Origin of the sequence: Streptomyces sp. NPDC058086 (assembly GCF_042885015.1) — a bacterium.
GTDB lineage: Bacteria > Actinomycetota > Actinomycetes > Streptomycetales > Streptomycetaceae > Streptomyces.
The window spans coordinates 66,611-92,216 of sequence record NZ_JBHVST010000010.1 but is presented as its reverse complement, the minus strand read 5'-3'; the positions used below and the strand labels follow the sequence as shown (position 1 = coordinate 92,216).

The 25,606-nt window shown below is 69.9% G+C and carries 22 protein-coding genes and 1 pseudogene; 13 read left to right on the top strand and 10 right to left on the bottom strand.

The features are described from left to right. The first annotated feature begins 76 nt into the window (after positions 1–76). The 5 genes from ACFVWD_RS10590 (at position 77) to ACFVWD_RS10570 (ending at position 8,353) form a co-directional block, all read left to right on the top strand. Complete coding sequence (locus tag ACFVWD_RS10590) at positions 77–1,438, top strand: acyltransferase (RefSeq protein ID WP_389595041.1); 1,362 nt, start codon at positions 77–79, stop codon at positions 1,436–1,438. A 166-nt stretch (positions 1,439–1,604) separates the two neighbouring features. Beyond that, the gene (locus ACFVWD_RS10585; RefSeq protein WP_389595039.1) at positions 1,605–3,413 is read left to right on the top strand and encodes an ABC-F family ATP-binding cassette domain-containing protein; all 1,809 of its coding nucleotides are present in this window, start codon (positions 1,605–1,607) and stop codon (positions 3,411–3,413) included. A gap of 238 nt (positions 3,414–3,651) precedes the next feature. Continuing rightward, entirely contained in the window at positions 3,652–5,529 is a 1,878-nt protein-coding gene (locus tag ACFVWD_RS10580) for a PQQ-binding-like beta-propeller repeat protein (protein WP_389595037.1), read from the top strand. Between the two features lie 91 nt (positions 5,530–5,620). Beyond that, positions 5,621–7,423: a PQQ-binding-like beta-propeller repeat protein gene (locus ACFVWD_RS10575; RefSeq protein WP_389595035.1), complete on the top strand. Its 1,803-nt coding sequence runs from the start codon at positions 5,621–5,623 to the stop codon at positions 7,421–7,423. 225 nt (positions 7,424–7,648) lie between these two features. Continuing rightward, on the top strand, positions 7,649–8,353 hold the full coding sequence (locus ACFVWD_RS10570; protein WP_099922224.1) for a response regulator transcription factor: 705 nt from the start codon (positions 7,649–7,651) through the stop codon (positions 8,351–8,353). Between the two features lie 49 nt (positions 8,354–8,402). On the opposite strand, the gene ACFVWD_RS10565 is transcribed toward ACFVWD_RS10570, so the two are convergent. Both ACFVWD_RS10565 and ACFVWD_RS10560 read right to left on the bottom strand, forming a co-directional pair. After that, the gene (locus ACFVWD_RS10565) at positions 8,403–9,683 is read right to left on the bottom strand and encodes an ATP-binding protein (RefSeq protein WP_389595164.1); all 1,281 of its coding nucleotides are present in this window, start codon (positions 9,681–9,683) and stop codon (positions 8,403–8,405) included. Positions 9,684–9,751: 68 nt separating this feature from the next. Further along, complete coding sequence (locus ACFVWD_RS10560) at positions 9,752–9,970, bottom strand: DUF397 domain-containing protein (protein ID WP_389595034.1); 219 nt, start codon at positions 9,968–9,970, stop codon at positions 9,752–9,754. Between the two features lie 33 nt (positions 9,971–10,003). On the opposite strand from ACFVWD_RS10560, the pseudogene ACFVWD_RS10555 reads away from it, so the two are divergent. Continuing rightward, a pseudogene (locus ACFVWD_RS10555) lies at positions 10,004–10,681 on the top strand (hypothetical protein); the annotation flags it as partial. 82 nt (positions 10,682–10,763) lie between these two features. On the opposite strand, the gene ACFVWD_RS10550 reads toward ACFVWD_RS10555, so the two are convergent. Both ACFVWD_RS10550 and ACFVWD_RS10545 read right to left on the bottom strand, forming a co-directional pair. Next, the gene (locus tag ACFVWD_RS10550; RefSeq protein ID WP_389595032.1) at positions 10,764–11,075 is read right to left on the bottom strand and encodes a hypothetical protein; all 312 of its coding nucleotides are present in this window, start codon (positions 11,073–11,075) and stop codon (positions 10,764–10,766) included. A 20-nt stretch (positions 11,076–11,095) separates the two neighbouring features. After that, on the bottom strand, positions 11,096–12,775 hold the full coding sequence (locus ACFVWD_RS10545; protein ID WP_389595031.1) for a sodium:solute symporter family protein: 1,680 nt from the start codon (positions 12,773–12,775) through the stop codon (positions 11,096–11,098). Between the two features lie 153 nt (positions 12,776–12,928). Between ACFVWD_RS10545 and galT the strand changes: the two genes are divergently transcribed. Genes galT through galK form a run of 3 tightly spaced genes read left to right on the top strand, consistent with a single transcriptional unit; the run spans position 12,929 to position 16,103 of the window. Further along, positions 12,929–13,993 carry a galactose-1-phosphate uridylyltransferase gene (gene galT / locus ACFVWD_RS10540; protein ID WP_389595029.1) on the top strand — a complete coding sequence of 355 codons (1,065 nt, stop codon included), beginning with the start codon at positions 12,929–12,931 and terminating at the stop codon, positions 13,991–13,993. After that, on the top strand, positions 13,990–14,952 hold the full coding sequence (gene galE / locus ACFVWD_RS10535) for a UDP-glucose 4-epimerase GalE (protein ID WP_385380873.1): 963 nt from the start codon (positions 13,990–13,992) through the stop codon (positions 14,950–14,952). The genes galT and galE overlap by 4 nt, the downstream gene beginning before the upstream one ends. An 8-nt stretch (positions 14,953–14,960) precedes the next feature. Next, positions 14,961–16,103 (top strand): galactokinase, encoded by a 1,143-nt coding sequence (gene galK, locus ACFVWD_RS10530; RefSeq protein ID WP_389595027.1) that lies wholly within the window; start codon positions 14,961–14,963, stop codon positions 16,101–16,103. Between the two features lie 106 nt (positions 16,104–16,209). Here the strand turns inward: galK and ACFVWD_RS10525 are convergent, their stop codons facing one another. Continuing rightward, positions 16,210–16,665, bottom strand: coding sequence for a GNAT family N-acetyltransferase (locus tag ACFVWD_RS10525; protein WP_389595025.1), 456 nt, complete (start codon positions 16,663–16,665; stop codon positions 16,210–16,212). Positions 16,666–16,921: 256 nt separating this feature from the next. Between ACFVWD_RS10525 and ACFVWD_RS10520 the strand changes: the two genes are divergently transcribed. Next, positions 16,922–17,689 (top strand): response regulator transcription factor, encoded by a 768-nt coding sequence (locus ACFVWD_RS10520; protein ID WP_054233027.1) that lies wholly within the window; start codon positions 16,922–16,924, stop codon positions 17,687–17,689. Here ACFVWD_RS10520 and tamR read toward each other — a convergent pair. After that, entirely contained in the window at positions 17,648–18,145 is a 498-nt protein-coding gene (gene tamR / locus ACFVWD_RS10515; protein ID WP_054233026.1) for a MarR family transcriptional regulator TamR, read from the bottom strand. The two genes, ACFVWD_RS10520 and tamR, sit on opposite strands and share 42 nt — an antisense overlap. A gap of 89 nt (positions 18,146–18,234) precedes the next feature. Between tamR and ACFVWD_RS10510 the strand changes: the two genes are divergently transcribed. Further along, a complete protein-coding gene (locus ACFVWD_RS10510) occupies positions 18,235–19,044 on the top strand; it encodes a trans-aconitate 2-methyltransferase (protein WP_389595023.1) in 810 nt (269 codons plus the stop codon). Between the two features lie 4 nt (positions 19,045–19,048). Beyond that, on the top strand, positions 19,049–19,456 hold the full coding sequence (locus ACFVWD_RS10505) for a glyoxalase (protein WP_389595021.1): 408 nt from the start codon (positions 19,049–19,051) through the stop codon (positions 19,454–19,456). Here ACFVWD_RS10505 and ACFVWD_RS10500 read toward each other — a convergent pair. After that, positions 19,453–20,133: a TetR/AcrR family transcriptional regulator gene (locus ACFVWD_RS10500; protein ID WP_054233024.1), complete on the bottom strand. Its 681-nt coding sequence runs from the start codon at positions 20,131–20,133 to the stop codon at positions 19,453–19,455. The genes ACFVWD_RS10505 and ACFVWD_RS10500 overlap by 4 nt on opposite strands. Beyond that, entirely contained in the window at positions 20,130–21,140 is a 1,011-nt protein-coding gene (locus ACFVWD_RS10495) for an acyl-CoA desaturase (RefSeq protein ID WP_389595020.1), read from the bottom strand. Before ACFVWD_RS10495 ends, ACFVWD_RS10500 begins: the two co-directional genes overlap by 4 nt. A 340-nt stretch (positions 21,141–21,480) precedes the next feature. Between ACFVWD_RS10495 and ppc the strand changes: the two genes are divergently transcribed. Further along, the gene (gene ppc / locus ACFVWD_RS10490; RefSeq protein WP_389595018.1) at positions 21,481–24,213 is read left to right on the top strand and encodes a phosphoenolpyruvate carboxylase; all 2,733 of its coding nucleotides are present in this window, start codon (positions 21,481–21,483) and stop codon (positions 24,211–24,213) included. A gap of 153 nt (positions 24,214–24,366) precedes the next feature. On the opposite strand, the gene ACFVWD_RS10485 is transcribed toward ppc, so the two are convergent. Both ACFVWD_RS10485 and pth read right to left on the bottom strand, forming a co-directional pair. Next, positions 24,367–24,864, bottom strand: a complete 498-nt coding sequence (locus tag ACFVWD_RS10485) for a hypothetical protein (protein WP_389595016.1) — start codon at positions 24,862–24,864, stop codon at positions 24,367–24,369. A 129-nt stretch (positions 24,865–24,993) separates the two neighbouring features. Further along, entirely contained in the window at positions 24,994–25,605 is a 612-nt protein-coding gene (pth, locus tag ACFVWD_RS10480) for an aminoacyl-tRNA hydrolase (RefSeq protein ID WP_168492438.1), read from the bottom strand. Position 25,606: the final 1 nt, after the last annotated feature.

The window sequence follows — 25,606 nt, the reverse complement described above, 5'->3', positions numbered from 1 at the left end:
GGGGTCGCGGTACTCAGAGGCGAACTGAGTACGGGCGCGCTGACGCCGTAGCGGCGGACGGCGCGACCGTACTCGTATGGCATCAAGCGCTCACGCCCTCGCCGCGGCCACACCCGCCTCGCGCGACAAGTACGTCGACCTGCTGCGGGTCGCCTCGCTCGGCACGGTGGTGCTCGGGCACTGGCTGATGGCCGCCGTGTCGGTGCGCGGCGACGGACGGGCCGAGGTCGGGAACCTGCTCGCCGTGGAGCCCCGCCTCCAGCTGCTCACCTGGGCCCTCCAGGTCATGCCCGTCTTCTTCTTCGTCGGCGGCTTCTCGCACGCGCTGTCGTACCGCTCGCTGCGACGCAAGGCCGGGGAGAACGGGGGAGAGGCCCTCTACTCCGTCTTCCTGCGCGCCCGGTTGCAACGGCTGCTGCGGCCGACCGTGGTGTTCATCGGCGTGTGGGGAGCGCTCGCGCTCGCCCTGCAACTCGCGGGCAGGGAGGGCGGGTTGCTGGACGTGTCGCTACGACTCGTCGCCCAGCCGCTGTGGTTCATAGGGATCTACCTGGCGATGGTGGCCTTCACGCCGCCGCTGCTGCGGCTGCACGAGCGGTACGGGTGGGGTGCGTTCGGCGGGCTCGTCGCCGCGGCCGGTCTCGTGGACGTGCTGCGGTTCGGGTTCGGTGTGCCGTACGTGGAGTTCCTGAACTTCGCGTTCGTCTGGCTCGCCGTCCATCAGCTCGGTTTCCTGCGCGCGGACGGGAAGCTGGGACGTCCCTACCTCCTCGCGGGCGCCGGGCTCGCCGGGGCGGTGCTGCTGGTCGCCTACGGGCCGTATCCGCTGTCCATGGTCGGGATGCCCGGCGAGAAGATCTCCAACATGGCGCCGCCCACCTTCGCGCTGCTGTGCCACGGGCTGTGGCTGGTCGGCGGGGTGGAGCTGCTGCGGGGCGCCGCGCAGCGGTGGCTGCGCCGGCCGCGGGTGTGGCGTGCGGTCGTCGCGGCCAACGGCGTGTCCATGACGGCCTTCCTGTGGCACCTCACCGCGATGCTCGGTGTGTACGGCGCGCTGCTGGCCCTCGGCGTACGGCTGCCGGAGCCCGCGACGGGGGCGTGGTGGGCCCAGGTGCCGGTGCGGGTGGTGGTGGCCGGTGTGGTGACGGCGCTGCTCGTCACCGTGTTCCGGAGGTTCGAACAGCCCTCTGCGGCGGTCGTACGGGAGCCGGGGGCGCCGTCCGCGGGTGCGCGGCCGGCCGCCGCGCTCGGCGTGACGCTGTGCCTCTTCGGGGTGCTGGGGCTCTCCATGGTCGGGTTCGGCGGGTTGCTGGAAGGGCGCACGGCGGTACTGATCGCGGTCCGGGTGACGGCTCCGGTCGCCGTGGCGATGACGCTCGCGGGGTGGCTGCTGGTGGAGCGGGCGGGACGTGGGCGGCCTGCGGCCGTGGCCGCGTGAATATGCGGGGCGGGTGCGTTGTCCGCGGGCCGGTGGGGGCCGGTCGCGCGGTTCCCCGCGCCCCTGGGGGCCGGGGCTGCGCCCCGGGCCCCCACCCGTGTGGCTCGGGAGGTGAGGGAGCCGGACTACCCTTGAGGGTCGATCGTCCCCCTTGTTCAGGAGAGAAATGGCCGTCAACCTGGTCAATGTCGAGTCCGTCAGCAAGGTGTACGGCACCCGTGCCCTGCTCGACGGAGTCTCCCTCGGCGTCAGCGAGGGCGACCGGATCGGTGTGGTCGGGCGGAACGGCGACGGCAAGACCACCCTCATCCGCATGCTCGCCAAGCTGGAGGAGGCCGACACCGGCCGCGTCACGCACTCCGGCGGGCTGCATCTGGGGGTGCTGACCCAGCACGATTCCCTCGACCCCACCGCCACCGTCCGGCACGAGGTCATCCGCGACCTCGCCGACCACGAGTGGGCGGGCAACGCCAAGATCAGGGACGTCCTGACGGGGCTGTTCGGCGGCTTGGACCTGCCGGGGTTCCCGCAGGGGCTCGACACGGTCATCGCCCCGCTCTCCGGCGGCGAGCGCCGCCGTATCGCGCTCGCCAAGCTGCTCATCGAGGAGCAGGACCTCATCATCCTCGACGAGCCCACCAACCATCTGGACGTGGAGGGCATCGCCTGGCTCGCCCAGCACCTGCGGGAGCGGCGGTCGGCGCTGGTGTGCGTGACGCACGACCGGTGGTTCCTCGACCAGGTCTGCACCCGTATGTGGGACGTGCAGAAGGGCGCGGTGTACGAGTACGAGGGCGGGTACTCCGACTACGTCTTCGCGCGTGCGGAGCGTGAGCGCATCGCCGCCACCGAGGAGGTCAAGCGGCAGAACCTGGTGCGCAAGGAGCTGGCCTGGCTGCGGCGCGGCGCCCCCGCCCGTACCTCCAAGCCGCGCTTCCGTGTCGAGGCCGCCAACGAGCTGATCGCGGACGTGCCGCCGCCCCGCGACAAGAGCGAGCTGATGAAGTTCGCCAGCTCGCGGCTGGGCAAGACGGTCTTCGATCTTGAGGATGTGACGGTGCAGGCGGGCCCGAAGGTCCTGCTCAAGCACCTCACCTGGCAGCTCGGTCCCGGCGACCGGGTCGGGCTCGTGGGTGTGAACGGAGCCGGCAAGACCTCTCTTCTGCGAGCCATGGCCGAGGCCGCCCGCAGCGAGGGGGAGACGCAGCCCGTCGCCGGGCGGATCAGCACCGGCAAGACCGTCAAGCTCGCCTATCTGTCGCAGGAGGTCGCCGAGCTCGACCCGACCTGGCGGGTGCTGCAGGCCGTGCAGGCCGTCCGCGACCGGGTCGACCTGGGCACGGGGCGCGAGCTGACCGCGGGGCAGCTCTGCGAGACGTTCGGCTTCAACAAGGAGAAGCAGTGGACGCCCGTCGGAGACCTCAGCGGTGGTGAGCGGCGGCGGCTTCAGCTGCTGCGGCTGCTCATGGACGAGCCCAACGTCCTCTTCCTCGACGAGCCCACCAACGACCTCGACATCGAGACGCTGACCCAGCTGGAGGACCTGCTCGACGGCTGGCCCGGCTCGATGATCGTGATCTCCCACGACCGGTTCTTCATCGAGCGCACGACGGACAACGTGTTCGCGCTCCTCGGCGACAGCACCCTGCGGATGCTGCCGCGCGGGATCGACGAGTACCTGGAGCGGCGCAAGCGCATGGAGGAGGTCGCCGCGGCCGCCGTACTCGCCGCCGCGCCCGCGCAGTCCGCCAGGGCCGCCTCCGCCGCCGACGCCCGCGCCGCGAAGAAGGAGTTGCAGAAGATCGAGCGTCAGCTCGACAAGATCTCCGAGAAGGAGAGCAAGCTCCACACCCAAATCGCCGACAACGCGACGGACTTCGAGAAGGTCGCCAAACTCGACGCCGAACTGCGTCAGTTGACCGGTGAGCGCGAGGAACTGGAGCTGCGCTGGCTGGAGCTCGCGGAAGACGCGTAAGCCTCTGGCAGGCGGCGCGCGCGTCCCGTGAAGGGGGCGTGAAGGCGCGTAACGAGGGCATCACGGGCCGGTCCTCCCTTGGGAACAGGGGGAGTACCGGCCCCTTGTTCGAGGTCTCCAGAGTGATAGAAAGGTCCGTCTGAGAACAGTCTGAGAACCACCGGCGTGGCGCGAATTCGGCGCCGCCGACCGCGTCGCCGGTGGGGCGCCACATCAGTGAATGAGGGGGAACGCGCTGATGAGTCAGCCGCCGAGTGAGCCGCCGCAGGGTGGCTTCGGAGCACCGCAGGACCAGCCACCGACGCCGTCGACGCCACCGGTTCCACCGGCGGCACCGGCGCAGGGCGGGTTCGGCGCACCCCCCAACGCGCCCCAGGGCACGCCCCTTCCGCCCGCCGGTCCGCCGGCGCCCGGTTACGGATATCCGCAGCAGCCCGGGCCCTACGCCCAGCCCGGCCCCTACGCCCAGCCGCCGCAGCAGCCGGCGGGCCCGTACGCACAACCGCCGCAGCAGCCGGGGCCGTACGCCCAGCCCGGCCCGTACGGCCAGCAGCCCGGCTACGGTCAGCAGCCCGCGTACGGTCAGCAGCCCGGATACGGGTCCGGATACGGCTATCCGGGCCAGGCGCAGTACCCGAGCGGCCCCGGCGGCCCGGGCACCCCTCCGCCTCCTCCCGGTGGTTCCAAGAACCCCTTCAAGGGCCGCCCGGCGGTGGTCATCGGCGCCGCCGTGGCCGCGCTGCTCGTCGTCGGCGGGACCGTCTGGGCCGTCAGCGGCGGGAGCGGCGACGACGGCAAGAAGCCGGTCGCCCAGGACAGCAAGGGCAAGAAGGCCTCCTCCTCCGCCGATCCGGTCAACCCCGGTGACGGCGGCGGCAACGGCGGCGGGGACCCCGAGAACCTCAACGCGGGCCGCCAGGCCGGTGAGGCGAAGGTGCTCTGGTACAAGCAGGCGCCCGACGCGCCCGGTTCCGGCGCCGACGCCCCCGGCCTGTGGATCACCGACAAGACGGCGGTGAAGGCCGCGTACAAGCAGGTGTTCGCGTACAACGTCGGGGACGGCAAGCCCGCTTGGGACCCGATCACGTTCCCGCAGCCGATCTGTGCGGTCACCCCGCAGAAGACGTCCGACGACAAGGTCGTCGTGGCGTACAAGAGCGGTGCCGGCGACAACGCCAAGTGCAACCAGCTCCAGCAGATAGACCTCGGGACCGGTGCCAAGGGCTGGAGCGGCAAGGTCGCCGACGGAGCGCTCTTCGACAGCACGCTCACCGTCGATCTGTCGGTCACCGGCAAGACGCTGATGGTCGGCCGCTCGCAGTCCGGCACGGCGTACGACATCACCAGCGGCAAGAAGCTCTGGGACAAGACGAACTACGGCCAGGCCTGCTACCCGGCAGCGTTCGCGGGCGGCGCCAAGCTGCTGTCCGTCGCCTCCTGCGGTGCCGCCACCGACACCGAGCACGACGAGGTGCAGGAGCTGGACCCGGCCACCGGCAAGGCCAAGTGGACCACGAAGATCCCCAAGGGCTGGACGGTCGAGCGCACCTACTCCGTCGATCCCGTCGTCATCTACATGACCAACAAGGATCAGAAGAAGGTCAACGTCACCACGTTCAAGGACAACGGCGCCGTCCGCTCACAGCTCAAGAGCAGCGACGCCTTCAGGCCCGAGTGCGGTTTCGCCATCCTCGACCGCGATCTGACGGGCTGCTTCGGCACCGTCGCCGACGCGAACACGCTCTATCTGCCGACCGAGGCGAAGAGCGGCGCCAACGAGATCGTCGCCTTCGACCTGTCGACCGGCAAGGAGAAGTGGCGCGTCAAGTCCCCGGCCGCCGAGTCGATGCTGCCGCTGAAGATGGACGGGACGCAGCTGATCGCGTACGTCGAGCCGTCGTACGACGCGGGTGGGCAGATCGTGTCGATCCCCACGACCGGAAGCAGCCACAAGCCCACCAAGCTGCTGCAGAACCCGCAGGGCACGGCGTCGGTCGAGAACGGCTTCTTCTCGAAGGCGGTCGACTACGTGGACGGGCGCTTCTACATCTCCACCACCCGGCTGACGGGCAACGACCAGTCGAAGGAGAAGTTGATGCTGGCCTACGGCAAGTGACGCACGCTCACGCCACCTTCGCCCCGTTCGCCACCTTCTTCGTCTCCGGCATCTCCGTCCCCAACGCATCCGCATCCGAGGTAGACACGTCATGAGCCAGCCGCCGCCCCCACCACCGCCGAACCAGCCCCCGCAGGGCGGCTTCGGCGCGCCCCAGGACCCGCCGCCGGGTGGCTTCGGAGCCCCCCAGGACCTTCCGCCGGGTGGGTTCGGCGCGCCGCAGGCTCCGCCGCCCGGTGGGTTCGGCGCCCCGCAGCCTCCGCAGGGTCCCGGCTACGGCTACCCGCAGCAGGCACCCCCGCCGGGGCCCCCGGCCCAGCCGGGCTACGGCTACCCCGGCCAGCAGCCCGCCCAGCCCCCGGGACCCCCGTACGGCTACGGCTATCCGCAGCAGCCGCCGACCTACCCGATGCAGCCCCAGGTTCCCCAGGGCGGGGGCGGCGGGCGGAAGCCGAACAGCCAGGTGGTCATCATCGTGGCGGCCGTCGCGGCCGTCGCGCTGATCATCGGCGGCGGGGTCTGGTACGCGAGCTCCGGCAAGGACGACAGCAAGAACAACTCGTCCGGTACGAGTGGCGGCACCGGAGGCAAGGGCGGCTCGGGCGGCGACAAGACCACCGGTTCCACCGGCAAGGAGAAGGTGCCCGCCAACACCAGCTCCAAGGTCCTCTTCCAGGTCCCCGCGCCCGCCGTGCCCGCCGAGAGCAGCGTGTCCACCGTCGGCTCCTGGCTCACCGACAAGGTGTACGCCAAGAGCGGCAACGCCGAGATCAACGGCTACGACCCCGACTCGGGCGCCAAGGCCTGGACGATCAAGCTCCCCGGCCCGGTGTGCACGGCCAGCCGCCACACCACCGACTCCGGCCGGACCGCGATCGTCTACGAGCCCGCCATGCCGACCAAGGCGAAGCCTTCGCACGGCTGCAGTGAGGTCTCCGCCCTCGACCTCGCCGCCGGCAAGCTGCTGTGGACGAAGTCGGTCAAGTCCGGTGACCAGAAGATCAGCCTCGACAACGTCACCACCAGCGCGAACACCGTCGCCGTGGGCAGCACCAACGGTGGCGCCGCGTTCGACATCTCCACCGGCAAGGCGCTGTGGGTCCCGAAGCCCACGGACAGCTGCTACGACGCCGGGTACGGCGGCGGCGACAAGCTGGTCGCGGTCCGCAAGTGCGGCGAGTACGGCAGTACGCGGCAGTTGCACATCCAGACCATCGACCCGACGTCAGGGAAGGTGATCTCGGAGTACAAGATGTCGCCCGGCATCGAGTACGCGAGCGTCGTGTCGACGAACCCGCTGGTGGTGGCCGCCGACGTCGGCGACTCCGCGGGTGACGGCAGCGGCATCTCGGACTTCTTCTCCATCGACAACAAGACCGGTCAGCTGCGCACCAGGATCTCCGCTCCGGGCAAGACGTACGCGGCCAGGTGCGACGGCATCACCAGGATCGAGAGCTGCGCGAGACTGGTGGTCGGCAACGACAAGCTCTACATCCCGACCGAACAGCACGACGGCGGCCAGTCCGGCCAGATCAACGAGATCGTCGCCTTCGACCTGGGCACCGGCAAGCAGACCGGCCAGCGCGCGGACGCGGGCGACGGCTACGACATCTCCCCGCTGCGCATGGACGGCGGCAACCTCCTCGCGTACAAGCGGCCGCCCTACGACAAGGGCGGTCAGATCGTGAGCATCGACGGCACCTCCTTCAAGGAGACCGAGCTCCTGGAGAACCCGGCGACCGCGTCGGTCCACGACGCGGAGACAAGCATGCTCCCGGACTACGCCGAGATCCTTTACAGCAAGGGTCACCTGTACATGTCCGGGATCTACGCCCACAAGCCGTACAGCGCATCCGAGAAGGAATACCTGGTGATCGCGTTCGGCCCGCAGTAGGTCAACTTCTTTTGACCATGGCCCCGTCCCAGCTCAGGGACGGGGCCGTTCGCTTACCCCTCATCACTCCCGAATGCGAGGAATTTCGATATTCCGGGGCACTTCTCACCAGTAGGGGAAGCGCAACGTCGAACAAGCGTGTAGCTTCCGGGGGATGGAGAGCCGGGGGGCTCCTAATCCACGGGGAACCAGTGGGGATGCTTGGGGGGACTGGGGGGTTGCTCGATGGGAGTGCGGCTCATGGTGGTCGACGACCACCGACTGCTCGCCGAGGCGTTGGCCTCGGCGTTGAAACTGCGGGGGCACCGGGTGCTCGCCGCGGCGGCGCCCGCCGCGGGAGCGGCGGAGCTGGTGATCACCAGGGCGCCGGAGGTGTGCCTGATCGGCACGGCGACACCCGCCGAGCCGGGAATCTTCGACCCGGTGATCAGGATCAAACGGGAGCGTCCGCAGGTTGCGGTCCTGGTCCTGGGCCCGGTCCCGAACCCGCGCGGCATCGCCGCCGCGTTCGCCGCGGGCGCGTCGGGCTACGTACGCCATGACGAGCGGATAGAGGGAGTCGAGCGCGCCATCATGAAGGCCAGGGCGGGCGAGGCGGCGGTCGCCCCCGCCCTGCTCCAGGGCGCTTTCAGTGAGCTGTTGAACCCCGCCGCCCAACCGGACGACGAGGGCCAGCGGCTTCTGCAGATGCTCACCCCACGGGAGGTGGAGGTCCTGGTGAGGGTCGCGGACGGGGAGGACACGAGGCTCATCGCGGCCGGTATGGGGATAGCTCCGTCGACCGCCCGGACCCATGTCCAGCGGGTGCTGATGAAGCTGGGGGTGGGGTCGCGGCTGGAGGCTGCCGCCCTGGCCGCGCGGACGGGGCTGCTGGACCGGGCGGGGCCGGTGCCGACGTCTCCCGGGGGCGCGGCGGAGGACGCCGGCTGAGGTGGACGGCGACGTCACGGGCGCCGACCGTGCTCGGGAGTACCCGGCATCACATGCGCACGTGGTGCTCGATGTCCTCCCTGAACTCGGTGAGCGCCTGTTCGGTGAGTGAGGGACGGGTGTCGGCGATGGCGGCGAGGTAGTCCTCGGTGTCGGCCGGGGTGCCCAGGCGGTCGGTGATCTCGCGTTCGAAGGCGGCCTGGGCGCCCTTGCGGGCGGCGAACTCGATGTCGGCGGGGGTGAACATCTCGCTGGCCTCCACCAGCCGGTGCAGCCCGACCCCGTCGGCGGCCCGGCCCAGGTAGCGCCGCCAGATCGCTTCCCGGGCGGCCGCGTCGGGGGGACCGACCGGGATGACGTAGTCGAACCGGCCGGGGCGCAGGAACGCCGGATCGAGGGAGCGGACGGAGTTGGTGGCGCAGATCAGCAGCCGGTCGTCGTGGTCGCGGAAGCCGGGGATCAGCTTGAGCAGTTCGTTGGTGACGCCGTGGCCGGGGTCGACGGCCACACCGGAGCGGACGCCGGCGATCTCCTCGACCTCGTCGATGAACAGGAGCACCGTCTCCAGCCCCGCCAGCTCGTGGAACGTGTCCCGCAGCGAGGCGGCCAGGCCCCCGGCGGAGCCCGCGGCGAGCCGGGACGGGAAGAGCTCCACGAACGGCCACTCCAGCCGGGAGGCGACGGCTCTCGCGAAGCTGGTCTTGCCGGTGCCCGGCGGCCCGAAGAGGATGACCGCCTTCGGCGGCGCCACCCCGTACCGGTCGGCCAGTGCGGGTTCGGCCAGCGGCAGCACGATCCGCCGCTCGATGGTCTCCTTCTCCCGCTCCATCCCCGCGAGGGCGGCCCAGAGCCCGCCCGGCTGCACCCGCCCGCCCAGCTCCGCGAGCAGACCCGCGTCGCTCGCGCCGAGGTGCTCGACCTTCTCGTAGAAGACCAGTCCGTCCCGGGCCCGGTAGCCGGAGTTCTCCAGCGCCGCGGTTCCGGTGGCCCCGGGGGCGAGCAGCGCGCCGATCCGACGGCTCCCCCGCGTGCGAAGGCGCCGCTCCAGCTCGGCGATCAGGGCGCTGCCGATGCCCCGGCTGCGCCAGTTCCCAGCGAGCGCCACCAGCGTGATCCAGGCCCGCTCGCCCTGGGCCTGCGCCACCGCCATGCCCACCAGGTCGTCGCCGACCACCGCGACCACCGCGGGGCCGCCGGCCCGGGCCACGGCCATGACCTCGGAGACGGGGAACACCGGAGGGGAGTCGTCCGTCTGCCGGTCCTGGTCCCAGATCTGGATGGCACGGTCCAGATCGTCGTCGCGGAAGTCCCGCAGTCGCCATGTGGGCATCATCGCCACCTCGCCGACCACTCATTCTCCGCGCGGATCGAACCCCGGGCGACCGGACGGCCCGACGATCAGACCAGGGGCGTGCCGAGCCTGCCGGTCTTTATGTGGTGGAGGAGGTGGGAGAGGGAGGTGGGGGTGGTGGTGAGGTGGGTGGCGGGGGTGTCGCTTTCGCGGAGGTGGATGGTGGTGGGGGTGGGGGTGCAGGTGGTGGTGGCGAGTTCGAGGCAGTCGTTGCCTTCACCGCCGCCGGAGAAGGACGACTTCTGCCAGTGAGCGGGGGTGGTCATGGCTGTTCCTCACACTTCCTTGGCCAACTGGACTATCTGCTGGTGCTGGAGTCGCAGGGCAAGAAGGACGAGAGGAAGCGCGGGAGTTGGCCGTACTACCTCTCGTACCTCTACGAGGAGTACCGCTGTGAACCGGTGCTGATCGTCATGACCCAGAGCAGCTCCACCGCGCGGTGGGCCGCGCAGCCGATCCGGTTCGGTCTGCCCGGCTGGTCCTCGCTCGTCGTGCGGCCGATGGTTCTCGGCCCGGACAACGTGCCGGTGATCACCGACGAGAAGGAGGCCGCGCAGGACGTGTCGCTCGCGGTGCTCTCGGCGATTACGCATGGTAAGGGGCCGCGTGCCGCTGCGATACTGGGACCACTCGCGGCGGCTCTGGAGACGATTGACCCGGTAAGCGCGGCTCTGCTCGTACAGCTCGTGACGTCTGGCCTGGTGGATTCCCAGGCGAAGGAGATTTGGAGGGACCTGATGGCTCCGGTGAACTATTTCTTCAAGAACCCGGCCGCGGAGAAGGTGAGGCACGAGACGCGGGTCGAAGATCGCATCGAAATGACCCTGACGATCCTGGAGCTGCGCGGCCTCCCAGTACCCGACTCCGTCCGGCTTCGCGTGCGGGCGTGCTCCGACCTGGACCAGCTCAAGGCCTGGTCGGAACGAGCCATCAGCGTGACCGAAGCTACCGAACTGTTCGATGACGACGGGGTGTGAGGAGACCTCCTCATCCCCGAAGGGCCCGCGTCGCCGCATGGGGCCGGAGTCCCCGGCGCACTCCAGCCCCACCACACACCAGCTACTCCGACGGAGGCTCCTCCTCCGGCATCGGGACCGGCGCGGCCAGCGGGCGTAGCCACAGCCACAGCAGGAAGAAGATGCCCAGGGCGAGCATGCCGAGGCCGGTCCAGAGGTTGATGTTGACGCCTTGGGCCTTGGCGAGTTCCGCCTTGGAGGCGGTCAGGCCCGCCAGGGTGACGATGACGCCGTAGACGACGAACAGGCCGCCGATGATGGTGCGGATGTCGAAGAGGCGGGTCGCGGTCGTGGACTGATGCTCCAGCTCCGTGACCTCGCGCTGGACATCGCGGTCCGAATAGTGGTCGGACATGGTTGCTCAGGCCTCCTGCGTCAGAACGAGAACGGGATGTAGCAGGCCGCCGCCAGGATCAGCGCGCCCCAGCCCAGCAGTGCTGGCCTGCGGTACCACGCGTCGTCGCCCACGGCCGGCGGCTCGGCCATGCCGGGGGAGACGGTGCCGTAGACCAGGCCCTGGAGGTCCTCCGCCGGTTTGGGGGCCGTGAAGAGGGAGACCGCGACCATCACCACCGCGCCGGCCACGAAGCCCGCGATCGCCGAGACGAAGTTGGCTCCCTGGTCGGAGGGGATGGCGATGATCCCCTGCTTGTAGATGACGAAGTAGTTGACCATCGCCGCCGTCGTGCCTGCCAGCAGGCCCCAGAATCCCGACTTCGCCGACGCGCGCTTCCAGAACATGCCGACGATGAAGGCCGCGAACATCGGCACGTTGAAGAAGGAGAAGAGGGTCTGCAGGTAGGCCATGATGTTGGAGAAGGACGACGCCAGGAACGCCGTGCCGATCGATGCCAGGACGCCGATCACCGTGATCAGGCGGCCGAAGCGGACGTAGTAGGAGTCCTCCCGGTCGGTCACGATGTACCGCCGCCAGATGTCCGACGTGAACACCGTGTTGAACGATGAGACGTTGGCCGCCATGCCCGCCATGAAGGCCGCCAGGAGCCCCGTCACCGCGATGCCCAGCACGCCGTTCGGCAGCAGTTCCTGCATCAGGTACGGGACCGCGTCGTTGTACTGGAGGTTCGAGCCGCTGGTGCCGATCCTGGGGACCAGGACGGCCGCCACCAGGCCCGGGATCATCACCAGGAAGACGATGAAGATCTTGGGGAACGCCGCGATGAGCGGGGTGCGCTGGGCCGCCGACAGGTTCTTCGCCGAGAGCGCGCGCTGCACCTCCGCGAAGTTCGTCGTCCAGTAGCCGAAGGAGAGGACGAAGCCGAGGCCGAGGACGATGGTCAGCCAGTTCGCGCCCAGCGGGTTCGCATGGCCGATGCCCGTACCGCCCCAGGCCGTGGTGAAGTCACTGCCGTGGGTCTTGTCGAGCGAGTGGGTCAGGCCGTCCCAGCCGCCGACCCGCTTCAGGCCGAGCGCGGCGATCGGGATCAGGGCCGCGAGGATCACGAAGAACTGCAGCACCTCGTTGTAGATCGCCGAGGACAGGCCGCCGAGCGTGATGTACGCCAGTACGAAGAACCCCGCGATCACGATCGCCACCCACTGGGGCCAGCCGAGCAGCGCCTCGACCACGATCGCCAGTGAGTACAGGTTGACGCCCGCGATCAGGATCGCCGCGAAGGCGAACAGGATCGAACTCAGCAGGTGCGCCGCCTTGTCGAAGCGCAGGAGCAGGAACTCGGGGACCGAGCGGACCTTCGAGCCGTAGTAGAACGGCATCATCACCAGGCCCAGGAACACCATGGCGGGAATTGCGCCGATCCAGTACCAGTGCACGGTGTAGACGCCGTACTGCGCGCTGTTCGCGGCCATTCCCAGGATCTCGGTCGCGCCGAGGTTGGCGGAGATGAACGCGAGGCCGGTGATCCAGGCGGGCAGCGAACGCCCGGAGAGGAAGAAGTCGAGGCTGGTCTTGACCGAGGCCTTGGCGGCGAAACCGATGCCGAGCACGACGACGAAGTAGATGCCGAGGATCGTGTAGTCGAGCCCGTTCGTGGGGAGCCGGAGCCCTGCGGCGAGGTATGTGGGGGCATGCATGCCCGTATCCATGCCCCATGAGTCGCATGACGCTGCGCAAGCTTCACAGACACCCCCCAAACCCCCGCAGGCATTGACGTTCCTGTTGCTTTGTGGTTTGTTGTGTTCGGTTATGTTTGATGGTTGGGTGTGGTGTGGATGAGGAGTCCAGCGGTGAAGAAGACCTCGACCCGGCTTGCTGACGGTCGTGAGCTGATCTACTACGACTCGGGCGACAGCGCGGTGCGCGACGCGGTGGACCGCCGCCCGCTGGAGCCCACCGTCACCAGCTCCCAGGTGCGCCGCGACCCGCTGCTCGGCGACTCGGTCGCGATCGCCTCGCACCGCCAGGGACGCACGTATCACCCCCCGGCGAACGAGTGCCCCCTGTGCCCCTCGCAGGGCGACCGGCTGAGCGAGATCCCGGACTCCTCGTACGACGTCGTCGTCTTCGAGAATCGTTTCCCCTCGCTCGCCGGCGACTCCGGGCGCTGCGAGGTCGTCTGCTTCACCTCCGACCACGACTCGTCCTTCGCCGACCTCACCGAGGAGCAGGCGGGGCTCGTCCTGGAGGCGTGGACGGACCGCACGGCGGAGCTGTCCCACCTCCCCTCCGTAGAACAGGTCTTCTGTTTCGAGAACCGCGGTGAGGAGATCGGCGTCACCCTCGGCCACCCGCACGGGCAGATCTACGGCTACCCGTTCACCACCCCGCGTACGGCCCTCATGCTGCGCTCGCTGGCCGCGCACAAGGAGGCCACCGGCGGCGAGAACCTCTTCGACGACGTCGTCGCACGCGAGCTCGCCGAGGGCGACCGGATCGTCCTGGAGACCGAGCGGTGGGTCGCCTTCGTGCCGTACGCCGCGCACTGGCCCTACGAGGTCCACCTCTACCCCAAGCGGCGGGTGCCCGACCTGCTCGGGCTCGACGAGGAGACACGCACAGAGTTCCCCCAGGTCTATCTGGAACTCTTGAGGCGCTTCGACCGGATCTTCGGTGAGGGCGAGCCTCCGACGCCGTACATCGCCGCCTGGCACCAGGCGCCGTTCGGCGCGCTGGAGGAGTTCGAAGGGGTGAGCAGGGACGACTTCGCGCTTCACCTCGAGCTTTTCACCATTCGCCGCACTTCCGGCAAGCTGAAGTTCCTCGCGGGTTCCGAGTCCGGCATGAGTGTGTTCATCAACGACGTGCCGCCGGAAGCCGCGGCCCAGCGACTGCGAGAGGTAGCGAGTTCATGAGTGGGAAGTACCTGGTCACGGGTGGCGCGGGCTATGTCGGCAGCGTGGTCGCGCAGCATCTGATCGAGGCCGGTCACGAGGTGACGGTCCTCGACAACCTGTCGACGGGCTTCCGTGAGGGTGTGCCCGCCGGGGCCGCCTTCATCGAGGGCGACATCCGCGACGCCGGTAAGTGGCTGGACTCCTCGTACGACGCCGTGCTGCACTTCGCCGCGTTCTCGCAGGTCGGCGAGTCCGTCGTGAAGCCCGAGAAGTACTGGGACAACAACGTCGGCGGCACCATGGCGCTGCTCGCGGCGATGCGCGAGGCGGGCGTGCGCAAGCTGGTCTTCTCCTCCACCGCCGCCACGTACGGCGAGCCGGAGCAGACCCCGATCGTCGAGTCCGCGCCGACGAGGCCCACCAACCCCTACGGCGCCTCCAAGCTCGCCGTCGACCACATGATCACCGGCGAGGCGGCGGCCCACGGACTGGGCGCGGTGTCGCTGCGCTACTTCAACGTGGCCGGCGCCTACGGGGCGCAGGGCGAGCGCCACGACCCCGAGTCGCACCTCATCCCGCTCGTCCTCCAGGTCGCGCAGGGGCGGCGGGACGCGATCTCCGTCTTCGGCGACGACTACCCGACGCCGGACGGCACCTGCATCCGCGACTACATCCACGTGGCGGACCTGGCGGACGCCCACCTGCTGGCCGTCGAGGCGGCCACCGCCGGTGAGCACCTCATCTGCAATCTCGGCAACGGCAACGGCTTCTCCGTCCGCGAGGTCATCGAGACCGTCCGCCAGGTCACGGGGCACCCGATCCCCGAGGTCACGGCCCCGCGCCGGGCCGGGGACCCGGCCGTGCTCGTCGCCTCGGCGGCGACCGCGCGCGAGCGGCTCGGCTGGAACCCGTCCCGCGCGGATCTCGCGGGGATCGTCGCGGACGCGTGGGCGTTCGCTCAGAACAAGGAGCGGTAGGTAATTCGGTGGGCGTACGCGAGGGGTTCGAGGAGCTGTACGGGACCGCACCGGAAGGCGTCTGGGCGGCGCCCGGGCGGGTCAACCTGATCGGCGAGTACACGGACTTCAACGAGGGGTTCGTGATGCCGCTCGCGCTGCCGCACACGGCGGTGGCGGCGGTGTCGCGGCGCACGGACGGGGTGCTGCGGCTGCACTCCGCCGACATCGAGGGCCCGGTCGTCGAACTGCACGTCGACGAGCTGGCGCCGCTGACCAACACCAGCTGGGCCGCGTACCCGGCGGGCGTGGTGTGGGCGCTGCGCGAGGCGGGACACGCGGTGACGGGCGCGGACGTGCACCTCGCCTCGACCGTGCCGACGGGGGCGGGCCTGTCCTCCTCCGCCGCTCTGGAGGTCGTGACGGCGCTCGCTCTCAGCGACCTGTACGAACTCGGCCTCACCGGACCCGAACTGGCCCGCCTCGCCCAGCGCGCCGAGAACGACTTCGTCGGCGTGCCCTGCGGGATCATGGACCAGACGGCGTCCGCGTGCTGCACCGAGGGGCACGCACTGCACCTCGACTGCCGCGATCTGTCCATCCGGCAGGTCCCCTTCGATCTGGCCTCCCTGGGGCTGGAGTTGCTGGTCGTCGACACACGGGTGAAGCACGCGTTGGGCGACGGGGCGTACGCCGAGCGGCGCGAGGGGTGCGAGGAGGGCGCGCGGCAGCTCGGGGTGTCGCATCTGCGGGATGTCGCGTACGAGGAGCTCGACGCGGCGCTCGCGCGCCTCTCGGACGAGCGCGTACGCCGGTATGTCCGCCACGTCGTCTCGGACGATCACCGGGTGGAGCGGGTCATCGCGCTGCTGGACGCCGGGGACGTCCGGGCCATCGGGCCGGTCCTCACGGACGGGCACGCCTCGCTCCGGGACGACCTGCGGATCTCCTGCGAGGAGCTGGACCTCGTGGTCGCCACGGCCAACGCCGCGGGGGCGCTGGGTGCGCGGATGACGGGGGGCGGCTTCGGTGGCTCGGCGATCGTGCTGGTGGAGTCGGCGGATGTGGATACGGTGACGAAGGCGGTGACCGAGGCGTTCGGCTCCGCCGGTCATACGGCTCCTCGGGTCTTCCCGGCGGTGCCTTCGGCGGGCGCCCGGCGCTTGAGCTGACGCTCGGGTGCGTTCTTTGTCTGCGGACCGTGGGGGCTGGGCGCGCAGTTCCCCGCGCCCCTAAAGGCCTCGGGGTGACCGGTGCTTGAAGGCGAGGGGGTTCTGGTCAGGGCAAGCGCTTGGTCAGGGTGTATTCCGTGATTCCTGGTGGATAGTCGGGGATCACGCAGACGACCTCGTAGCCGTGTTGCTTGTAGAACTCGGGGGCCTGGAAGTCCCAGGTCTCCAGGCGGGAGTTGCGGCAGCCGCGCTCCTCGTGGGCGAGGCGCTCGGCCTCGGCGAGAAGCCGGCCGCCGAGGCCCGCGCCGCGGTGGGGGGTGTCCACCCAGAGGTACGTCACGTGCAGCCACGTCGTCCAGGTGTGACCGACGAGCCCGCCGGCGAGCGCCCCGTCGGCGTCCAAGGCCCAGACGTGGAGCGGAAGTTCCCGTTCGGCGGGGGTGCCGCGCAGCGCGCGGAGGATCGGGGACGCCGCTGTGTTCGTGTCGCGCAGTCGCCGGCGGAGCAGATCACGCCGGTCTTTGTCGTCTCCTGTCTCCATACGAAACATACGGCTCACCATAAACGCGCTGGCCAATCAGTTCTGCAAATTGCCTTCCGCTGCCCGCCCCCGGTCGTACCCTGTGAACAGCGCCGGTGGGGGCCGGTGCTGATCAGGGGGCGAGACAGTCGGGTACGACGCCCGAAGTGGGGGTAGCAGTTCCAGCACGGCGGCGGCCGTGCGGCTGCGGCACTCCGTTTTCCGAGTTCGAGCGGGCTCGGGATCACTTCAGGTGTCGTACCTGCGCCGGTCCGTCCCCCGACCAGTGGGGGTATCAGTGGTTCGCATCCGTGTCCTGGTCGTCGACGACCACCGCATCTTCGCCGAGTCGCTCGCCGCCGCCCTGGCCGCCGAGCCCGACGTCGACGTGTCCGCCGCAGGCAGCGGCCCTGCCGCGCTGCGCTGCCTGGAGCGGGCGTCCGCGGAGGGCCGCAGATTCGACGTGCTGCTCGTCGACGCCGACCTGGGCGGCAATCTGCCCGGCGCCCGTCCTGCCGTACCGGTCCAGGAGGGCAACGAGGACGGGCTCGTCGACGGCATCTCGCTGGTCGCGGGCGTCCGTTCGGGGCAGCCGAGCGTGCGCATCGTCGTCCTCGCCGAGAAGGACGATCCGCGCCGCGCCGCCCTCGCACTTCAGGCCGGCGCCTCGGGGTGGGTCGCCAAGGATTGTTCCCTGTCGCGGCTCCTGACCGTCATACGGGGTGTGCTGCGCGACGAGACGCATCTTCCGCCCGCCCTGCTCACCGGCGTCCTGCGGGAGTTGACCGCCGCGCGCAAGCACCGCACCGAGAGCGAGCGGCTGGTCGAATCGCTCACGCCGCGGGAGCGGGAAGTGCTGCGGTGCATGGTCGCGGGGCTGGGGCGGAAGGCCGTCGCGGAGAGGCTGTTCCTCTCCCCGCACACCGTCCGTACCCATATGCAGAACGTGCTGGGGAAGTTGGGCGTCCACTCGACGCTCGCCGCGGTCGCCCTCGCCCGCCGGGCCGGGGTCGGGCCCGTCGACCTAGCCGGGGATGTTGTCGAACGGGGCGGTCAGCTGGCGTAGCAGGGAGGCGAGTTCACCGCGCTGCGCCTTGCTGAGTTCGGCCAGGATCGCGCGCTCCTGGTCGAGGAGTCCGGCGAGCGCCTGGTCGGCGCGGTCGCGTCCCTCGTCCGTGAGGCGTACGAGTACGCCCCGGCGGTCGCTCGGGTCCGGGAGGCGCTCCACCAGGCCCTTCTTCGTCAGCCGGTCGATGCGGTTGGTCATCGTGCCGGAGGTGACGAGCGTCTGCGTGAGCAGCTGGCCGGGGGAGAGCTGGTACGGGGAGCCCGCGCGCCGCAGTGCGGTCAGCACGTCGAACTCCCAGGGCTCCAGGCTGTGCTCGGAGAACGCCAGCCGTCGGGCGCGGTCCAGGTGCCGGGCGAGCCTGCTCACCCGGCTGAGTACCTCGAGCGGTTCCACGTCGAGGTCAGGGCGCTCCCGGCGCCATGCTGCGACCAGCCGATCGACCTCGTCCTCCATGACGATCAGTGTAGTGGTTGTGTCGACATGAAGTCTCTTGATATCAAGTCTCTTGACGTCGAGATAAGTGTGAGGGGAAAGTAGCAGACATGACCACTCCCACCTGGGACCCCGCCCAGTACCTGCGCCACGCCGGCCACCGCGCCCGCCCGTTCACCGACCTCCTCGCCCGGGTCCCCGACCTCCCCGGCACCCCGCCCCGCATCGCCGACCTCGGCTGCGGCCCCGGCAACGTGACCGTCCTCCTCGCCGACCGCTGGCCCACCGCGCACATCACCGGGTACGACAACTCACCCGAGATGCTGGCCAGGACCGAGCCGTACGCGGGCCCCACGGCCGGCGGCGGACACCTCGACTTCGCCCACGCTGACGCGACGACCTGGGCGCCGACGGAGACGTACGACCTGATCGTGTCGAACGCGGCGCTGCAGTGGGTGCCGGGACACGTGGAGCGGTTCCGCGACTGGGTTGCCGCGCTGGCACGCGGCGGCACCTTCGCCTTCCAGGTCCCCGACAACATCGACGCGCCCCTGCACGCCCTGATGCGCGAGCTCGCCGCCTCCGCCCGCTGGAAGGACCGCCTCGAAGGCGTCCTGCGGCACGAGGACTCCGTCCACGAACCGCTGGTCTACCTGGACCGGCTGACCCGCCTCGGCTGCGCGGCGGACGTCTGGCAGACGACGTACGAACAGATCCTGACCGGTACGGATCCGGTGCTGGACTGGGTGAAGGGCACGGGGCTGCGCCCGGTGCTGACGGCCCTCGACGACGACCCGGAGGCCCGCGACGCCTTCGTCACCGAATACCGCGACCTGCTCCGCGACGCCTATCCGACGGCCCCGTACGGCACGGTGCTGCCCTTCCGCCGCCTGTTCGCCGTCGCGCACAAGGAAGCGTGAGCGGATGCTCGCCGCCATCGACCACGTCCAGCTCGCGGCCCCGCCCGGCTCGGAGGACTTCCTTCGCGTGTACTACGTCGAGGTTCTCGGCATGACCGAGATCCCCAAACCGCCCGTCCTCGCCGCCCGCGGCGGCTGCTGGTTCCGGGCGGGGGCCGTGCAGCTGCACATGGGGATCGAGAAGGAGTTCCGGCCCGCGAAGAAGGCCCACCCCGGGCTGCGCGTCACCGGCATCGAGGCCTTCGCCGCCCGCCTGCGGGCCCACCAGGCCGAGGTCACCTGGGACGACAACCTCCCCGGCCACCGCCGCTTCTACTCCGAGGACCCCGTCGGCAACCGACTGGAGTTCCTGGAGCCGCTCGGATCCGTGGAGCAGCCCGGGTCCCGTTCCCCGGAGCAGCTCGGGTCCTAGGACTTGCGATGCCCGATCAAACGCGGCTTCGGCTCCAGACCGTCCAGGCCGTGCCAGGCCAGGTTCACCAGATGGGCCGCCACCTCCGCCTTGCGGGGCTTGCGGACGTCCAGCCACCACTGGCCCGTCAGGGCGACCATGCCGACCAGGGCCTGGGCGTAGAGGGGGGCCAGTTTCGGGTCGAAGCCGCGCAGCTTGAACTCGCGCCCCAGGATGTCCTCCACCTGGGTGGCGATGTCCGAGATCAGCGAGGCGAACGAACCCGTCGACTGGGGGATGGGCGAATCGCGGACCAGGATGCGGAAGCCGTCCGTGTACTCCTCGATGTAGTCCAGGAGAGCGAACGCGGCCTGTTCGCACAGCTCGCGGGGGTGACCGGCGGTGAGGGAGCCGGTCACCATGTCCAGCAGACGGCGCATCTCGCGGTCCACCACCACCGCGTACAGCCCCTCCTTGCCGCCGAAGTGCTCGTAGACCACCGGTTTGGAGACGCCGGCCTTCGCCGCGATCTCCTCCACCGACGTCCCCTCGAAGCCCTTCGCCGCGAACAGGGTGCGACCGATCTCCAGCAGCTGCTGACGGCGCTCCGCACCGGTCATGCGGGTGCGGCGCGCACGCCGCGGCTTTTCACTGCTGCTCGGGGTGCTGCTGGAGTCGGTCGCCACACCGTCAATCATGCCGCTTCAGCGGTTTCCGTCTTGCCCCGGGAGGCCGACCCGTCCGTGTTGCGCTTCGAATCGATACGCGAGCGTGACGGCCAGCGCACGTCGTACGCCCAGCCGAGCTGCTCGCACCAGCGGATGATCCGCGCCGAGGAGTCGACCTGGCCGCGCTGTACGCCGTGCCGCGCCGAGGTCGGGTCGGCGTGGTGCAGGTTGTGCCAGGACTCACCGCAGGAGAGCACGGCCAGCCACCACACGTTGCCCGACCGGTCCCGCGACTTGAAGGGGCGCTTGCCCACCGCGTGACAGATCGAGTTGATCGACCAGGTGACGTGATGCAGCAGCGCCACCCGCACGAGCGAGCCCCAGAAGAAGCCGGTGAACGCGCCCCACCAGGACATCGTCGCCAGACCGCCGATCAGCGGGGGGAGAGCGAGGGACAGCATCGTCCAGTAGATGAAATGGCGCGAGATCGCACGGATCGCCGGATCCCTGATCAGGTCCGGCGCGTACTTCTCCTGCGAGGTCCGCTCCTCGTCGAACATCCAGCCGATGTGCGCCCACCACAGGCCCTTCATCAGGGCCGGCACCGTCTCCCCGTAGCGCCACGGCGAGTGGGGGTCACCCTCGGCGTCGGAGAACTTGTGGTGCTTGCGGTGGTCGGCGACCCAGCGGACCACAGGGCCCTCAACCGCCATCGAACCGGCGATCGCCAGCCCGATCCGCAGCGGGCGCTTCGCCTTGAAGGAGCCGTGCGTGAAGTAGCGGTGGTAGCCGATCGTGACGCCGTGGCAACCCAGGTAGTAGAAGAAGACCAGCAGGCCGACGTCCAGCCAGCTCACCCCCCGGCCCCAGGCCAGCGGCACCGCTGCCGCAAGGGCCACGAACGGAACAGCGATGAAGAGAAGCAGCGTGATCTGTTCGAGTGACCCCTTCCGCTCGCCACCCAGCGTGGCGGCGGGGAGCGAGGCGTCGTTGTGCGACCGCGGGGCATCGTCGATCACGTCGGAACTCGAGGGCATGAGCATCCCCTGTGGGGTTCGAGGGCGGGGGAGATGGCCGGGTACGGGATCCCAGAGTCCTCCTGTCGGCTGACGGGAGGCCCTACGCATCCGTAACTTACGGCGTCGTAAGTATGGCAGCGCGCAGCCCGGCGGCAAGAGCCCAACAGCCTGCGCGTCCGCATGGACACCTATCCTTGGATTCGGTCGGACAGCGCGGTCCGTTCTGTTTTCTTCCCGGATGCCACGTCCCTAAGCGGCACCCCGCCGCGCGGCCGCCATCCGGGTTCCCTCCCTGACGAGCTTCAGACGAGCTTCCACACTCTTCAGCCGAGCTTCCACACTGCAAGGAGCCGCACCTGTGAGCAGTGCCGACGACCAGACCACGACGACCAGCAGCGAGCTGCGCGCCGACATCCGCCGCCTGGGCGACCTGCTCGGTGAGACCCTCGTCCGTCAGGAGGGCCCCGAGCTCCTGGAACTGGTCGAGAAGGTCCGCCGACTGACCCGCGAGGACGGCGAGGCAGCCGCCGAGCTGCTGCGCGGCACCGAGCTGGAGACCGCGGCCAAGCTGGTCCGCGCCTTCTCCACGTACTTCCATCTGGCGAATGTCACCGAGCAGGTGCACCGCGGCCGCGAGCTGCGCGCCAAGCGGGCCGCCGAGGGCGGACTCCTCGCCCGAACGGCGGACCGGCTCAAGGACGCCGACCCCGAACACCTGAAGCAGACCGTCAAGAACCTGAACGTTCGCCCGGTCTTCACCGCCCACCCGACGGAAGCCGCCCGCCGTTCGGTCCTCAACAAGCTGCGCCGTATCGCCGCGCTCCTCGAGACCCCCGTCATCGAGGCCGACCGCCGCCGCTACGACACCCGGCTGGCCGAGAACATCGACCTGGTGTGGCAGACGGACGAACTGCGCGTAGTCCGCCCGGAGCCCGCGGACGAGGCCCGCAACGCCATCTACTACCTCGACGAGCTGCACGCGGGCGCGGTCGGCGACGTCCTGGAGGATCTGACCGCGGAGCTGGAGCGCGTCGGCGTGCAGCTCCCGGACGACACCCGGCCGCTCACCTTCGGCACCTGGATCGGCGGCGACCGCGACGGCAACCCGAACGTCACCCCCGCCGTCACCTGGGACGTCCTGATCCTCCAGCACGAACACGGCATCAACGACGCCCTGGACGTCATCGACGAACTCCGCGGCTTCCTCTCCAACTCCATCCGCTACACCGGCGCCACCGAGGAGCTCCTCGAATCCCTCCGGACCGACCTGGAGCGGCTCCCCGAGATCAGCCCCCGCTACAAGCGCCTCAACGCCGAGGAGCCCTACCGGCTCAAGGCCACCTGCATCCGGCAGAAGCTGGAGAACACCAAGCAGCGCCTCGCCAAGGGCACCCCGCACGAGGACGGCCGCGACTACCTCGGCACCGGCGAACTCCTGCGCGACCTCACCCTCATCCAGACCTCGCTGCGTGAGCACCGCGGCGCGCTGTTCGCCGACGGCCGGATGAACCGCACCATCCGCACCCTGGCCGCCTTCGGCCTCCAGCTCGCCACCATGGACGTACGCGAGCACGCCGACGCCCACCACCACGCCCTCGGCCAGCTGTTCGACCGCCTCGGCGAGGAATCCTGGCGCTACGTCGACATGCCCCGCGACTACCGCGCCAAGCTCCTCGCCAAGGAACTCCGCTCCCGTCGCCCGCTCGCCCCCACCCCCGCGCCCCTCGACGCCGCCGGCGAAAAGACCCTCGGCGTCTTCGGAACCGTCAAGAAGGCCCTGGAGATCTTCGGACCCGAGGTCATCGAGTCGTACATCATCTCGATGTGCCAGGGCGCCGACGACGTGTTCGCCGCGGCCGTACTCGCGCGGGAAGCGGGCCTGCTCGACCTGCACGCCGGCTGGGCCAAGATCGGCATCGTCCCGCTCCTGGAGACGACGGACGAGCTGAAGGCCGCCGACACGATCCTGGAGGACATGCTCTCCGACCCCTCCTACCGCCGCCTCGTGGCGCTGCGCGGGGACGTCCAGGAGGTCATGCTCGGCTACTCCGACTCCTCGAAGTTCGGCGGCATCACGACCTCCCAGTGGGAGATCCACCGCGCCCAGCGCCGACTGCGCGACGTCGCCCACCGCTACGGCGTACGCCTGCGTCTCTTCCACGGCCGTGGCGGCACCGTCGGCCGCGGCGGCGGCCCCTCGCACGACGCGATCCTCGCGCAGCCCTGGGGCACGCTGGAGGGCGAGATCAAGGTGACCGAGCAGGGCGAGGTCATCTCCGACAAGTACCTGGTCCCCTCGCTCGCCCGCGAGAACCTCGAACTGACGGTCGCCGCCACCCTCCAGGCGTCCGCCCTGCACACCGCGCCCCGTCAGTCCGACGAGGCGCTGGCCCGCTGGGACGCGGCGATGGACGTCGTCTCCGACGCCGCCCACTCCGCCTACCGGCGGCTCGTCGAGGACCCCGACCTGCCGACGTACTTCCTCGCCTCCACTCCGGTCGACCAGCTCGCCGACCTGCACCTGGGCTCGCGGCCCTCCCGCCGTCCCGGCTCGGGCGTCTCGCTCGACGGACTGCGCGCCATCCCGTGGGTCTTCGGCTGGACCCAGTCACGGCAGATCGTGCCCGGCTGGTTCGGCGTCGGCTCCGGCCTCAAGGCCCTGCGCGAATCGGGCCTGGACACCGTGCTCGACGAGATGCACGAGCAGTGGCACTTCTTCCAGAACTTCCTCTCCAACGTCGAGATGACCCTCGCGAAGACCGACCTGCGCATCGCCCGCCACTACGTCGACACCCTCGTCCCCGACGAACTCAAGCACGTCTTCGCCACCATCGAGGCCGAACACGAGCTGACCGTCCGCGAGGTACTGCGCGTCACCGGCGGCAAGAAGCTCCTGGACACCAACCCGGTCCTCCAGCAGACCTTCTCCATCCGCGACGCCTACCTGGACCCGATCTCCTACCTCCAGGTCGCGCTCCTCAAGCGCCAGCGCGACGAGGCCGCGGCCGGCGCCGAGCCGGACCCGCTGCTCTCGCGCGCACTGCTCCTGACGGTCAACGGAGTGGCGGCCGGACTGCGCAACACCGGCTGACGCCTGCGGGACTCACGCAAAAGGGTGCCCCGCGTTCGTACGAACGCGGGGCACCCCTCATTTCCGGCACCCGGCACTTCAAGAACAGCTCACTTCAAGAACAGCTCACTTCAAGAACAGCTCACTTCAAGAACAGGTCACTTCAAGAACAGGTCACAGAACCAGGAACGTGGCCGTCAGCTGCGCGATCCCCGCCCCCGCCAGCACCCACGCCGCCCGCCGCAGCCGCAGGCCACCCGCCACCACCACCGAGGCGAGCAACAGAGCGCCACCCAGCGGGACCCAGGCGTAGAGAACGCCCGCCGGACCGCTACGGACGACATCACTGCTCCCGGGCTTCACGGTCACCGTGTACGTCCGGCCCTTGCGCACCGCGACCGCCTCGTCGATGGTGACGCGTGCCCGCGCCCTGGACCCCGTCGAGGTCGGGGCGTACGTCCCCGTACAGACATCGCCGGAGCACTCGGCCACGGTCATCGTCCCCTGCTCCCGGCCCTTGCTCAGCATCACGTGCTGGGCCGTGCCCCAGGAACCCCAGACGCCGGCGATCAGGATCAGCGCCGCGACCGTGCCCATCGCCGCGAGCCGCCCGAACCGCAGCGCCGGATGTGCGCTCCGACGGGAGCCTCGATGTGCGGCGACGGCAGGCATGGCGGCGATCCTTGGCCATGGCTGCGCGCCCGGTCAACTCCGGTCGGTTCCGGCGGGCGACAAGTCGGCAGTTGTACGCGTACATCGACCGCCCCGAAGATCAACCGGGGCACCGCCCCGGAGAACCGCTCAGGAGTTGTACGTGCCCTGCGCCCGCTCCAGCCCCTCGATGACGAGGCACTCCACGGCGTCCGAGGCCCGGTCCACGAGGTAGTCGAGTTCCTTGCGCTCCGCCGAGGAGAAGTCCTTCAGGACGAAGTCGGCGACCTGCATCCGCCCCGGAGGACGCCCGATGCCGAACCGCACCCGGTGGTAGTCGGAGCCCATCGCCTTCGTCATCGACTTCAGCCCGTTGTGGCCGTTGTCGCCACCGCCGAGCTTCAGGCGCAGGACGCCGTAGTCGATGTCCAGCTCGTCATGGATCGCGACGATGTTCGCCGTCGGCACCTTGTAGAAGTCCCGCAGCGCGGTCACCGGGCCGCCGGACAGGTTCATGTACGACATCGGCTTGGCCAGGATCACCCGGCGGTTCGCCGGGCCCGGCGGGCCGATGCGCCCCTCGATCACCTGCGCCTGTGCCTTGCCGGCCCGCTTGAACCTGCCGCCGATCCGCTCCGCCAGCAGGTCGGCGACCATGAAGCCCACGTTGTGCCGGTTCATGGCGTACTCGGGGCCGGGGTTGCCGAGGCCCACGATCAGCCAGGGGGCGCCCGCATCGGTCGTCACGTCGGTGTCTCCCATG

Bases quoted from the DNA above. Each gene is read 5' to 3' on its own strand.
- ACFVWD_RS10590 (WP_389595041.1), top strand. From the start codon at position 77: ATGGCATCAAGCGCTCACGCCCTCGCCGCGGCCACACCCGCCTCGCGC.
- ACFVWD_RS10500 (WP_054233024.1), bottom strand. From the start codon at position 20,133: ATGATTGACGGTGTGGCGACCGACTCCAGCAGCACCCCGAGCAGCAGT.
- ACFVWD_RS10565 (WP_389595164.1), bottom strand. From the start codon at position 9,683: ATGCCCACATGGCGACTGCGGGACTTCCGCGACGACGATCTGGACCGT.
- ACFVWD_RS10560 (WP_389595034.1), bottom strand. From the start codon at position 9,970: ATGACCACCCCCGCTCACTGGCAGAAGTCGTCCTTCTCCGGCGGCGGT.
- tamR (WP_054233026.1), bottom strand. From the start codon at position 18,145: ATGGAGGACGAGGTCGATCGGCTGGTCGCAGCATGGCGCCGGGAGCGC.
- ACFVWD_RS10495 (WP_389595020.1), bottom strand. From the start codon at position 21,140: ATGCCCTCGAGTTCCGACGTGATCGACGATGCCCCGCGGTCGCACAAC.
- ACFVWD_RS10580 (WP_389595037.1), top strand. From the start codon at position 3,652: ATGAGTCAGCCGCCGAGTGAGCCGCCGCAGGGTGGCTTCGGAGCACCG.
- ACFVWD_RS10505 (WP_389595021.1), top strand. From the start codon at position 19,049: ATGCTCGCCGCCATCGACCACGTCCAGCTCGCGGCCCCGCCCGGCTCG.
- ACFVWD_RS10525 (WP_389595025.1), bottom strand. From the start codon at position 16,665: ATGGTGAGCCGTATGTTTCGTATGGAGACAGGAGACGACAAAGACCGG.
- ACFVWD_RS10485 (WP_389595016.1), bottom strand. From the start codon at position 24,864: ATGCCTGCCGTCGCCGCACATCGAGGCTCCCGTCGGAGCGCACATCCG.
- ACFVWD_RS10550 (WP_389595032.1), bottom strand. From the start codon at position 11,075: ATGTCCGACCACTATTCGGACCGCGATGTCCAGCGCGAGGTCACGGAG.
- galE (WP_385380873.1), top strand. From the start codon at position 13,990: ATGAGTGGGAAGTACCTGGTCACGGGTGGCGCGGGCTATGTCGGCAGC.
- ACFVWD_RS10510 (WP_389595023.1), top strand. From the start codon at position 18,235: ATGACCACTCCCACCTGGGACCCCGCCCAGTACCTGCGCCACGCCGGC.
- ACFVWD_RS10545 (WP_389595031.1), bottom strand. From the start codon at position 12,775: ATGCATGCCCCCACATACCTCGCCGCAGGGCTCCGGCTCCCCACGAAC.
- ACFVWD_RS10575 (WP_389595035.1), top strand. From the start codon at position 5,621: ATGAGCCAGCCGCCGCCCCCACCACCGCCGAACCAGCCCCCGCAGGGC.
- ACFVWD_RS10585 (WP_389595039.1), top strand. From the start codon at position 1,605: ATGGCCGTCAACCTGGTCAATGTCGAGTCCGTCAGCAAGGTGTACGGC.
- pth (WP_168492438.1), bottom strand. From the start codon at position 25,605: ATGGGAGACACCGACGTGACGACCGATGCGGGCGCCCCCTGGCTGATC.
- ACFVWD_RS10570 (WP_099922224.1), top strand. From the start codon at position 7,649: ATGGGAGTGCGGCTCATGGTGGTCGACGACCACCGACTGCTCGCCGAG.